We start from the raw sequence: 11442 nt of genomic DNA, 5'->3' as shown, positions 1-11442 counted from the left end.
CCTTCCCAACAAGTAAAACCCCTGGCGGAAAAAAAGAAGGGGTCGAGCTGGGGGGTTGGAGAGGAATGGCAAGTGAGGGGAGGGGGGAAATCAAGCGCACCGAAGGTGCGCTGAGTCGCCGACCTGCGGTGATCAAACTCCGATGACGGCCCGCGGCGTGAGCCGGCCAGACGGCGGGTCATGAGCAGGACCATCGACCAGTGGACCATCTCGACGCGGTCGCCGTAGGTGCAGCCGTCCAGGGCCTGGCGCAGCCGGGCGATGTAGGCGGTGGAGACGGAGATCAGCGGCCCCCGCCGATGGAGTGGCAGAAGGTACGTCCTCCACGGCCACCGAACCTCGCCTGAGATCCATCTGCGGACGTGCCTGTCGCTGCAGTCGCCGGGCTTGCCGAAGATGGCTTCGGCCTCGCGGTTCACCTCCTCGGCGAGCGCCTGGTGGGTGTAGTCGTACTCGTCGAGCAGCGCTTCCAGGATGGTGTTGCGCTGTCTGTCCAGCGGGCCCCCACGGTGCTGTGCGTGCGCGAGACGGTAGTGCGACGGCACCCCGCGCGAGGCAAAACCGGCTTCGGAGACCGATCGAACAGTCATCAGCGGTAACGGCCATTCCGTTTACCGGGCAAGACGACCTGGCAGCCGCCCTGAGGTCGGCAAGGACAGCGGCAGGTGGTTATACGCCGGTTCCCGGATTACTACAGGTCGTCCCATGCCCATGGAGGGGCGGTACTCCCGTCGGGCTCACGCCCGCATCCGGGCTGCGGCCCGGTCCAGCAGGATGGCAGCCTGCTCGTCCGCTCCCGCCTCCCGCAGCCGGCCCAGCAGCCAGGCGACCGTGTGCGGGTCGTCGAGTGACATCCGGGCTGCGGCCCGGTCCAGCAGGGCGGCAGTCTGCCCGTCCGCTCCGTGAGAAATCCATGAGCGTTTCAGCAAGTAATAGACACGAAAAGCAGCGGGCGATTCGCTAGGGTAAGGGGCGGAGGTGAGCGCGTGCCAACTGAGAACGAGCTGTTCAGCGCTGTCGATGCGCTACTGGAACAGGTCTCCCACGATGACCTGCCGCCGCCTGCCGAGCGCAGGCGTCTGCGTGAGGCCGCCGGGCTGACCCAGGCCCAGATCGCGACTGCTTTGGAGACGCGCCGCGAGACCGTTGCCAACTGGGAGCTGGGCAAGACCGAACCGCGGCCGCCACAGCGCGCTGCCTACGCCCGGCTCCTGGAGAAGCTCGCCGAACGCTTCCCCAGCACCGCCCCAGAGCCGGATATGCCGCAGACGTTCGCCGGGCAGCCCACGGCGCCGGAAGCGCAGCCCTCGCCCACGGGGCAAATCCGTGAGCCTGCTGCGGCGCCAACCCCCCAAGAGCCGCCGTCCGGTTCCTCCGTCATTCCTGCCCCGGCCACCGTCCAGCGACCTCCAGCACCCGCCGCTAGGCCCTCGTCGACGTCGCGCCGCCCGGGCACGAAGAGGGCGGCTGCGGCCTCCAACCCGGCGCGCGGCACCGATCCGCGCTTTGAGAACGGACCCCTCGCGGTTGTCGACGTCGAAGACGGCCAGGTGCTGGCGTACTGCCCCGGCGGCCTGATCCTGGACGTGCCCGCCAAGTCCCTCCCGGCCCTGGTGGACTGGACGCTGCGCGAGGCGAAGCTTGGGCAGCCGAAGCTGTCCGGCCCGGGCAAGGACGCCGACCCGCTGCTGGTCCTCACCGAGGCCGCGCTGGAGCGCTACGGCCTGCCGGTCGCCCTCACGGATGAGGAGCGGCTCGCCGGACGGATCCCGGAGGGCCACAAGGTCATCAAACAGCTGACGCGCGCCGACTGGAAGCTGACGAAGCGCGGGTTCGGGCCGTGGGCGCGGATCTACCGCCCTGCCCAAGGCTCGGAGCGGGCCTGCGTCCAGCTCTGCATCCCGTCCTGGCACGCGCTCGACTCCCGCCATTGGGGCCATGCCGCTCAGCTTCCTCCGGCGGAGCTCGCCCGGCTCCTGGGCATGTACGCGTCCCGGGTGATGACACCGCGCGGCTCCACCGCCGTCACCGGCCTGGAGCTGATGACCGCGCTGCACCCGCCGACCCGCGCTTCCGAGCCCGACGCCGACGGCCGGCGGCACTCCGAGCACAACCCCGGCAGTCTGGGGAAGGACCCGGTGGACTGTGCGCCGTGCGAGGCCCCGGATGGGCACCCACTGCTGAAAGACCTGCCGCGTTTCCACGTCCGCGGCCCCGGCGAGAAGCTCTTCGAGGAGGCGTACGACTGGGCGCGCCCGCTCACCGACGCGGAATGCACCAAGCGTTTCCTGGTCGGCATCGACGTCAACATGGCCTTCGCCGCCGGCGCCAACGGGGCGGCCGTGGGCCTCGGAGCGCCCACGCACGTCACGGCGCCGGTGTTCGACCCGAAACTGCCCGGCTCATGGCTGGTCGACCTCTCCCACGTCGACCTGTCCCATGTGAAAGCCGGCAAGGAGTGGGTGGAGCTGGACGGTGAGCTGCTGCCCAGCCCGTTCACGCCGACAGGCGACCGTCCTGAGGGGCCGGCCTGGTACGCCACGCCGACGGTCGCCTACGCCGTCGAACTCGGCTACGAGGTGCGCCCAATCGAGGCGTATGTCCGCTACGACAACGGCCGCTACCTGGACTCCTGGTACAACCGGCTGCGCGACGCCTACGTCGCCACGATGGCCGACCTGGGCGTACCCGCCGACCTCTCGCCACAGGAGTTCCTTGAGGCGATGGACGGATACAAAGAGCGGGACCCGGAGCTCGCGATCGTGGTGGCCGCGGTCAAGGCGACCGTGAAGGGCGGCATCGGTAAGCTGCGTGAACGCCCACGCGGTGAGGGCTGGAAGCCGGGCGAGCCATGGCGTGCTCTGTCCCGGCCGACCTGGCGACCGGACATCCGCGCGGCCGTGATCTCCCGAACCCGGGTCAACATGCACCGCAAGATCGTCAAACACGCGGCGTTCACCGGCCAGTACCCGGTCGCGATCCTCTCCGACTGCGCCGTGTACGCAGCAGACGGCCCCTCGCCAATGGACTTCCTGCCCTACCGGGACGGCAAGCCACTCCCGGGCGGTTGGCGACTCGGCGTGAGCCCCGGCATGGTCAAGCACGAGGGCACCCAGACCGTGCTGTGGGGCGAAGGCGTCCGTGAGCAGTTCCAGGCGCCCCAGCTCAACCTCGCCCGGTACATCAAGACCGGCGAGGTCACCAACGAGGACGACGGGGAGTAGGTAGACCGCGATGAGCATGTTCGGGGACGGCCTGGACAAAGCGGTGCAGCGCGCGTTCACGCGTCCGATCCCCAAGTCGGCTGGCGCGCAGATGCGGTACCTGGTCAAGCAGCTCAAGGGCACCCGGCCCGTTGCCCAGATGCTGCGGATCTCCCAACGTACCGTCGAGCGGTACGTCAAACACCAGATCAAAAAGCCCCGCCCGGACCTCGCCGCCCGCCTGGAGGCCGAAGTCCGCAAGCGATGGCAGCCGCAGGTTCGCGCCCGGGCCAGGCAGCGGGCGGCGACCACCGCCGGCATCGTCATCGACACCCGCGCCCGCATCGGCTACACCGCGCCGATCGGCTCAACCGACGATGCCCGCCTCAGGCATCTGACGGTGGCGCTGCCGCCGCAGTACGCCGCCCGCCTCTTCGACGCCCAGGAGCAGGGGGCCACCGACCAGCAGCTGCGGGAGATCGCGGCCGAAGCGCTCAAGGAGGTGTACTTCCAGGACAGCGGCCTGCGCGCAGGCCAGCTGGAGGAGGTGCGCTTCACGGACGTCGAGCAGGTCGAGTTCGACCTGTAGCAGGCGCGCGCCCCGAACAGCCGCGAGCCCCTGGACTACCGGTCCGGGGGCTCGCCCACGTCTCCGCAGCGCCTTTCGAGGCAGGCCCTTTCTCGGTCGTCTCCAGGTGGATCTGAGCGATGTCGGCGAGGCACCCGTCAGGCTGGGTCCCCCAGTCCAGGCAGCCACGGCGCTCCAGCAGGTGCGGCGCAGCGCGGCACTCTCCTTGGCCTTGAGGAAGTAGCGCGGGTGGTGTCTTGCCCTTGACTCTTGCGCACATGGCCCGCTCTTCCGAGCTGATCACCGAGGGCAGCCTCCTCCCATGCGTTGATCACGCTGTGTGCCGGTGGTCAGATCGGCTGTCCTGTGACAGCGAACCTTGAGCGTGGCCATCGAAGTTTGAGTGATGCCGTTCCAGCCACCGCCCCATTGATGGGCTGCCTGCCAGTTGCCACCATGTTGAGATTGGCCAGCGAATCACGGTGGGGGAAACGTGCTCAGTCTCCGGGGAAGGCCGTCTCAGAAGAGCCGGACACTCGTTGCCGCCTCCTGCGTCCTGTCCACCTTTGGGCTCATCCTCGGGACCCCTTTCATTCTGAACGTACTTGCCCCAGATGATCTGAACTGGGGTCAGCTGAGCAACGTCAGTCAGACCTACGGTGCGCTGTCCGTGCTCTTCTCTGCAGCTGCACTGGCCGGAGTGGCTGCCTCGCTGTGGTACCAGGCCCGACAGACGCAGATAGCCCAGGAAGCCGCGCGACGCGATGCCCATCGAGAGCTGATCATCCTGGCGCTCGGCGATCCTTCGTTCCTTGCGTGCTGGGAGCCGCCGCAGATGCCGATGACAGCCACCCGAAGGAAGCAGATCCTGTTCACCAACCTCATCGTCACCAACTGGGAGTCCGACTTCAGGCTCGGGAACTTGGGCGAGGCCGCGCTCCGGGACATGTTCGACGGCCACTTCCAAGGTGAGATCGCACGCGCGCACTGGGTGACCGGCGGCCCTGGATGGCGCGTCTCGGCCGAGTCTTCCGCCGACCCTAAGCGACGCCAGTTTGTCGAGATTGCCGACGAACGGTACTCACGTGCCGTCGCCGACGGCTCTCCGGTGGCTGCTGCTGAGTACTTTGAGCCTGCTCCTTAGCAAGCCCGGGCTGCTGGCAAGTCGCTGCAGCTCGGGTCGGCCGATGGCGAGCCAATCGAGCTTCGGTTCGTGGTGGCTGGGGGAGACGGGCGTGTCCACCGGGTGCAGCCAGCGGACCGGCACGGTGAGCGTGTTGATCCGGGGGAGTTCGACGGGCTCGCCCTCGGCGTCCAGCAGTATCCCGGAGACCTGGTAGCCGTCTGCGGGTGGGAGGCCGGCCTCCTGCGCCTGGTCCTCGGTGAGCTCCACCGTGACCCGGGTGCTCACCTCAATCATCACCAGGCCCTGCGCGGTCCGGGCGGCGGTGTCCACGTCGACCACGGCCAGCGGGACGTACGTGCCGAGCAGCCGCGTCAGCAGCCACCAGGAGTCGCCCATCGTCTCCGGCCGGTACCTACGCCACGGAAGCGCGAGGGGCACGTCGCAGCGGTACGTCTCGCCCACCGGGACGTCCTTGGTGCGTATGTCTCCAGGGTGCTCCCCTCCAGGCATCGGCCCCCCCGGCGCGCGCCCCAGCTCCTGCTGGATCTACCTGGGTCTGCTGGGCCCTGGGTCCAGGTCGACGAGGCCGGGTTTCTGTCCGTACCGTCCCGGAACACCCGGCCCCGGCGCTACCGCAAGGACACACGCCAGCCACGCCCAGGAGCCTCCGATGAGTCAGCAGCCGGCCTCTGTGCCCGATCAGCACGCTGCGGGTGCCCGCACCACCGCGCCGCGTATCCCTGGACGACGCGGCCGGCCCGCTCAGCATCGGTCCGATGAGGCACTGGGCCACCCCGAGGCGGGTTGACCTGCAAGATCCATCTGGCTGGTTGGGGCGGCCGCCGTCCGCTCGCGTTCGTCTCACGCCGGGTCAGTGGGGGCGATGCCACAGAGCTGATCCCTGTCCTCGACCGAATACGTGTCCCGCGGCCGGGTGGTGGCCATCCGCGTAAGCTCTCTGACATCTCGTTAGCCCGAATGGCTAGTCGACAGAGGGACGGTCGTAGGTGCGTCGGGACTGGTCCCCGGAGGATGTGGTGGCGTGCTGGACGCCGGTGGGAAGCAACAGAAGCAGGCTGCAGATGTGGCAGGTTCCGGTGGAGTGGTGGACCGCCGGCGCTCTGGCGAGCGCCCGGCTCGGCGAGGGGTACGGCTTCCTGGCCACGGCGCTCGGCACACTCCGGCACCAGGGCGTGGACACGCCGCCGCCGGACACCGTCGAAGGGCTCCTGTACGCGCTCCCGGAGGGCCACTGCTTCCCGACACCACGCGGCTGACCACCGCCCTCGGCGACACTCGGCCCGCACCCCGGGTGTCCCCCTGGTTCGGCTACTCCCCGCTCGACCCGGCCCGGTTGACGGCCGGCGACGGCATCGTCTTCGTCAGGGACGTCCCACGGAGCTAGGCGGTTTCCTGCAGAGCAAGCCCGTTTGATGCCTCCGGTCGGTGGGCCAGGGCTCGGACCGGAACTGGGTGGTTATGGCTGACCCCGAGCTGCTCATAGGCGTCGCGGCCGAAGGCCGGCGGACGGCTGTCGCGCAGGCCGAGCGCGGGTCTCGTCGGCCGGTTGTGGGATCACCGATCGGATCCCGCGCCGTCGCAGGTGACAGCGGATCGCCCGAGGCGAATACGCATTGCCGATCGGGTTGATCAACCGCCGGTGCTCACGCCGCCGTCCTCTGTACTTCGGTGTCCGGTCCGGCAGCGGCGGCTCGATCCGCGCCCACTGGGTATCCGGCCGGCCCGGCCCCCCCGCAGACCGGAGGAGCGGTCCTGGGCCGGGGGCCGGCCCTCGCCCGTCGGCTACGGGGCGGGGTTCCCGTACCCGGCCGTGTACCGCCGCATCGCCCACCACCCGAGAGCGAACCACACCGCCGCCACCGGCAGGGTCACCACGACGGGCGCGGGGCGGCCCGTCGCGAGGACGCTGCCCACGGCCGTGGCCAGCCAAGCCAGTGACGCTGTGACGAATCCCGTACACGCTCCGCCGAAATGCCGTTGCCAGCCCGGGCTTCCGGGCGCCAGCAGAGCGAGGACCAGGGTGGAGAGCCACAGAGCGAGGGTACCCAGGAGGGCGATCAGGGCCGGGACGGCGGACTGCGGGAGGAACCGCAGCCGGTATCCGAATGCCTGGATCGCGGTGAGGACCATGAGGAACGCGCCGATCAACGCCGTCTGCAGCAGGTTGACCCGCTGTTGCCGCAGTTGCAGGTCCGCTTCCCGCCGCTGCAGCTCCTCCCTGCCCAGCTGGATCACTTCCTCGGCGCGGACGGTCAGGGCGGTCAGCAGGTCCCGGAGCCGCTCCCGGTCGAGTTCCAGGTAGGCGACGGCGTCCGCCAGCCGGTGCTGGAACCACTGGGTCACCGCGCGGTCGTCGGCGAGCGGACCGCCCGCGGGGGCGGAAGTCTCCATGTTCGACACCGCGATCTGCACCGTCTGCTGCATCTCGCGCAGGTCCATGAGCTGTTGGCTCAGCCCACCCGGGCCGGACAGGGCCGTGAGCAGGCGGTGCCGCATGGACGTCAGCTCTCGGGCCTCCTCGGACATCGTGCGGGACGGACTCCCTGGCGTGGAGCCGCTCCCTACACGGGCCAGCGCCTCCTCGGCGAGGTCCGCCGTCCGGGGCGCGGGCGTGGCCGTCAGTACGCGCATCTGCAGGCGTGCCTTGGCCGCGTGGCCGAGGTATCGGGCGAACGGGGGGACGGTGGCGGCGCGCTCGTACCACAGCCAGCGTTCCAGCCGCTCCGGCAGGTCGCCTGTGCGCGGTGCCACCGCCACCAGGCGCCGCAACCGGCGGTCGTCGGCGCCGTCGGTCTCCCACAGCGTGGCCCGGGGGCCGTGCAGCCGGACGGCCGCGGACAGCACCGCCGTTCCCCCTGCGACGGACGGCAGTGCGGCCGCCAGCTCTCGAGGGGAGACCCGGCCGCCGTCGGCGTACGCGACAAAGAGGCGGGCCTCCCCCCAGGCCCATTCCTCGATGCCCTGAGCCGCCGCCTCCCAGCGCCTTTCCATCTCCTGCCAGTCCGCGCCGGACAGGGCCACCGATACCACGAGGAGGTCGCCGCTGCGGCGCAGGACGGCCTGCGCATGGTCCCGGGGATCGCGGCGCGCAGCCACAGCTCCGTCGTCGGGCAGGCTCTCCGGCGAGGTGGGTATCCGCTCGGGCAGACAGGTCGCAAGCGCTGGTTCCGCCATGCCCAGGGTGTCGGCGAACCGGTCCCACAGGGCGCGCAGACCGGGCGGGACCATGCCGTCGCGTTCCGGTGTCACCGAGGTGTGGAGATGGACGACGAGCGACTGCTCATTCAGTGACATTCGGCGGAGTCCTTCCACGCGGCGCAACCGCCTCGGCTTCTTCGGACACGGCGTGCCGGATGCGGTCGAGGCGTTCGCGGATCCGCTCGGGCGGCTCGTCCGCGTCGTCACCGAGCCGGGTCCGGATGCGCAGGGTGTCCGCCAGCGCCAGTTCGGTCAGGGCGCTGTCGAGGTCCGCCGGGTCGTCGGCGGCCAGGGCCTGCGCCACCGCATGCAGGGCCGCTTCCAGCCGGTCCCAGCGGGACGGTGACACGCGCGCACCCGAGATGCCGCGGACGGCTTCGAGGACGTCCCGCCGCTGTTCCGGCGTGATACCGGTGGGGCCGTGAGAGCCGGGCATGTCCGTCGCTCCGTTCGTCGGGAGAGTGCGTGCCCCGGTAGGGCCACGGGAGGAAGTCGGGGTCACATCGACCGGTTCTGTCGGCCGGTGGTCGTCTGCCGCCCCCAACCGGGTGGCAGCCCGAAGTAGGTGAACGGCGCCCAGAAGGCAGGGTGCCGGAAGGAACGGTGCTCGCGCAGGCGGGCGCGCGCCCGGGCGAGCGCTTCCAGCGGATGAAGGCCGCCGTCGATGAGGCTTTCGTAGAAGGCCTGCATGAACAGGCTCGTCGGACGGTCACGCACCGGCCACCGGGTGGCCAGCACCGCGCAGGAGCCGCTCGCGAGGAACGCCCGTACGAATCCGATCATCTCGTCCGCGCCCTTGACCGAGCCCCACCCCGTCTCGCAGCCGCTCAGCACGGTGAGGCAGGAGTCGAGCCGGACCGGAAGCAGGTCCCGGACCTCCAGGTTTCCCGAGCCGTCCGGGCTTCCACCGGCCAGAACGATGCCGGAGAACGCCGGGGCGTCCTGCTGGAGGTCGGTGTGCGCGGCCAGGTGCAGCAGCCGTGCCGTGGGCGCCCACTGCGTGAACGCCGCCTTCGTCGCCGCTTCACCGATGAAGGCGGTGCCTCCGGCGAGGTGACGCACGTACCGGCGGAGCGCCGCCACGTCGTCCTCCGCGCCCGGCAGGGTCCCATCCGGGTTGGCCATGATCAGGGCGGGTTCGAAAGTGTCCGGCAGCCCGCGCAGGAACCGGGAGACAGACAGGGAGGGCAGGTACGACACCGCGTACCTCTCGAACACGTAGCCGTCCGCGCCCGCCAGTGCTTCCACGGGGAACTCGAACACCTCGGGAGTGGGTACGACGATCAGCTCGGTCGCTGCGGACAGCACTCCGGCGCGCTCGACGGGTTCCAGCAGGCGGGTGTGCAGGAGCCGGGAGAGCGAGGTGATCCGGTTCGTGTCCGGGCTGTCCCAGCACACGTCGGCCAGTTCGTGGTCGAGGGATGCGATGTCGGCGGCGTCACCGTGCCGGTGGACCGACAGTTCCCCGTGATGCCGGACCAGGCTGATCAGCTCCCCCCCGACGACCGCGTACTCGACGACGGCGACCCGCTCTCCCGCACGGGTGTCGAGGTCGGACTCGTCACCCGACTCGACCGAGGTGAAGGACCGGTAGGTCGGGAAGGACTGGGAGGCGAACGCCTCGTACTCATCGAACTCCTCCTTCGCCCGCTGCAGTTCCTGCCTCAGTAGCCGCAGCCGCTCGGGCTCGGTGTCCCCGGCGGAGCGATCGCTCTGCAGCAGCCGTTGCCGCATGCGGACCTGTCCGGCCAGGTCGGCGAGTCGGTCGCCGACCTCGGCGGGCAGGGCCGCGGCAGCCGTGGGCGTGGACCCCAGCCGGTCCACGAGGACCCGCACCCGGCTCCGTTCCAGTGCGGCGAACAGGCGTGACCGCCACAGGCGGGCGTCGGCCGTGCGCCGGCTGTTCTCCGCCATGGCAAGGGCCAGTGACATCGCACCGGCGACACAGTCGCGGGTGGCTTCGCTCAGACCCAGCTGCACGGACTCGGCGAAGGTCAGCCGACGGACGGCCTCGTGCGCTGCCCACGACCGCTCGTAGTGCTCCCAGGCGGCGTCCGGTAGCCCGAGGCGGGCAGTAAGGTCCCCCATCTCCTCGTGGATGGTGGCGAGGATACTTGAATCGCCCATGGCGGAGCAGATGTCCGAGGCCATGCCCAGGAAGTGCAGCGCGTCCGACTGCTCCCCCTGCCTGTCCAGCACCTGCGCCAGGTACCGGAGGGCGACAGCCTGCCCCTGCCGGTCGCCCAGTTGGGCGTAGATGCCCCAGGCTTGTGTGATCAGTCCCCGTGCCTCCCGGGGCTCGGACGCGTAAGACAGGTTCAGCAAGGCCAGAGCCTTGTTCTCGCGGTCGTCGAGCTCCGTGGCGGAATCCAGCGCCCAGCCTAGATAGGTTACGGAGAGGGCCACCTGGCGGAGCTCCAAGTAACAGGTGGCGATGTTGTTGAGCAGCGTCACCTCCTGGTCGCGTCTGCCGACCTTCGCATGTTCCAAGAGCGCCTGGTGGTAGTGACGCAGGGCCAGTCGCGTCTGCCCGCTGCCGTTGCACACGTTGGCCCGGGCCAGCAGTGCGGCGGCCAGCACGTCCGGTGCCCCTCCCGCCCTCGCGAGCTCGATCGCGCGATCGGCGACCTGGGCCGCCTCGTCCCATCGACCGATGTTGTGCAACGCCGCGCTGAGACTCGCAGCGGTCAACGCCCGTGGCTCGGGCGGCACATCGTCGGACATCATCGCGTCGGCGGTCCGGAAGTCCGCGACCGCCGCATCGCTCCGACCGCTCCTTTCGCGCAGTATGCCGCACCAGCGGAACAACTCCGCGGTCTCCGGGCGGGTGGACCGGCCGGCTTGGGCGGTCTCGGTCAGCACCGCGATCGCTTCGTCGATCCGTCCCGACGACGCCAGGAGCCGCGCCATGCCGAGCGCCATCTGTGCCGTCGGTCCCTCGTCCGGGACGACTTCCCGCAGTCGGCGCAGGGCCTCCTCGCTCCTGCCCAGTGCCAGCGCGCAGGCGGTATAGCTGCTGACGATGTAATCGGCCATGGCGACCTCGGGGGCGTCGCGCATCAGGCCCAGGGCGTCGGCGAGCCGGTCGTAGGCCGGCTGCTCCTCCGCGAGCGTGCGTAAGGCCGCTCCCAGCAGGAAGGAGACGGTCGCGGCGTCGGCGACCTCCAGCGCCGTGCCCGACAGGGTGGACAGGGCGGCGACGACACGGTTCATCGCGGCCGGTTCGAGTCTGGCGTCTATCGCCTTCGCCGCGGCGCTCAACTTCACCGGCAGCGGAGTGTCGGCGGATTCCAGTACCGAGAGCAGAGTGGCGGTGTTCACGGCGG

8 protein-coding genes and 3 pseudogenes are annotated in these 11442 nt (G+C 70.1%); 5 read left to right on the top strand and 6 right to left on the bottom strand.

Annotated elements, in window-relative coordinates:
- Nucleotides 1-590, bottom strand: a pseudogene (locus ACZ41I_RS35330) (hypothetical protein); the annotation flags it as partial.
- Between the two features lie 147 nt (nucleotides 591-737).
- Entirely contained in the window at nucleotides 738-929 is a 192-nt protein-coding gene (locus ACZ41I_RS35325; protein WP_468515991.1) for a hypothetical protein, read from the bottom strand.
- Between the two features lie 57 nt (nucleotides 930-986).
- Between ACZ41I_RS35325 and tap the strand changes: the two genes are divergently transcribed.
- The 3 genes from tap (at nucleotide 987) to ACZ41I_RS35310 (ending at nucleotide 4915) form a co-directional block, all read left to right on the top strand.
- Nucleotides 987-3224, top strand: coding sequence for a telomere-associated protein Tap (tap, locus tag ACZ41I_RS35320; RefSeq protein WP_468515990.1), 2238 nt, complete (start codon nucleotides 987-989; stop codon nucleotides 3222-3224).
- Nucleotides 3225-3234: 10 nt separating this feature from the next.
- On the top strand, nucleotides 3235-3792 hold the full coding sequence (tpg, locus tag ACZ41I_RS35315) for a telomere-protecting terminal protein Tpg (protein WP_399776463.1): 558 nt from the start codon (nucleotides 3235-3237) through the stop codon (nucleotides 3790-3792).
- Nucleotides 3793-4441: 649 nt separating this feature from the next.
- Nucleotides 4442-4915, top strand: a complete 474-nt coding sequence (locus ACZ41I_RS35310) for a DUF6082 family protein (RefSeq protein ID WP_468515989.1) — start codon at nucleotides 4442-4444, stop codon at nucleotides 4913-4915.
- Here the strand turns inward: ACZ41I_RS35310 and ACZ41I_RS35305 are convergent.
- Nucleotides 4853-5359, bottom strand: a complete 507-nt coding sequence (locus ACZ41I_RS35305; RefSeq protein WP_468515988.1) for a hypothetical protein — start codon at nucleotides 5357-5359, stop codon at nucleotides 4853-4855. The genes ACZ41I_RS35310 and ACZ41I_RS35305 overlap by 63 nt on opposite strands.
- Nucleotides 5360-5597: 238 nt before the next feature.
- Between ACZ41I_RS35305 and ACZ41I_RS35300 the strand changes: the two are divergent.
- Nucleotides 5598-5905, top strand: a pseudogene (locus tag ACZ41I_RS35300) (IS5/IS1182 family transposase); the annotation flags it as partial.
- A gap of 59 nt (nucleotides 5906-5964) precedes the next feature.
- Nucleotides 5965-6302: pseudogene (locus ACZ41I_RS35295) on the top strand (erythromycin esterase family protein); the annotation flags it as partial.
- A gap of 398 nt (nucleotides 6303-6700) precedes the next feature.
- Here ACZ41I_RS35295 and ACZ41I_RS35290 read toward each other — a convergent pair.
- The 3 genes from ACZ41I_RS35290 to ACZ41I_RS35280 form a co-directional block, all read right to left on the bottom strand.
- A complete protein-coding gene (locus ACZ41I_RS35290) occupies nucleotides 6701-8212 on the bottom strand; it encodes a CATRA conflict system CASPASE/TPR repeat-associated protein (RefSeq protein ID WP_468515987.1) in 1512 nt (503 codons plus the stop codon).
- Nucleotides 8199-8552 (bottom strand): CATRA system-associated protein, encoded by a 354-nt coding sequence (locus ACZ41I_RS35285; protein WP_468326967.1) that lies wholly within the window; start codon nucleotides 8550-8552, stop codon nucleotides 8199-8201. The genes ACZ41I_RS35290 and ACZ41I_RS35285 overlap by 14 nt, the downstream gene beginning before the upstream one ends.
- A 62-nt stretch (nucleotides 8553-8614) precedes the next feature.
- Entirely contained in the window at nucleotides 8615-11437 is a 2823-nt protein-coding gene (locus ACZ41I_RS35280) for a CHAT domain-containing protein (protein WP_468515986.1), read from the bottom strand.
- Between the last annotated feature and the right edge of the window lie 5 nt (nucleotides 11438-11442).

This window comes from Streptomyces sp. NPDC030799 (assembly GCF_055572255.1).
The sequence above is the reverse complement of the archived record's forward strand: the minus strand, read 5'-3'. Positions and strand labels throughout refer to the sequence as shown.

What these genes read in the sequence shown, in the direction of transcription:
- ACZ41I_RS35285 (WP_468326967.1), bottom strand. Translation starts at nt 8,552, where the DNA reads ATGCCCGGCTCTCACGGCCCCACCGGTATCACGCCGGAACAGCGGCGG.
- tpg (WP_399776463.1), top strand. Translation starts at nt 3,235, where the DNA reads ATGAGCATGTTCGGGGACGGCCTGGACAAAGCGGTGCAGCGCGCGTTC.
- ACZ41I_RS35290 (WP_468515987.1), bottom strand. Translation starts at nt 8,212, where the DNA reads ATGTCACTGAATGAGCAGTCGCTCGTCGTCCATCTCCACACCTCGGTG.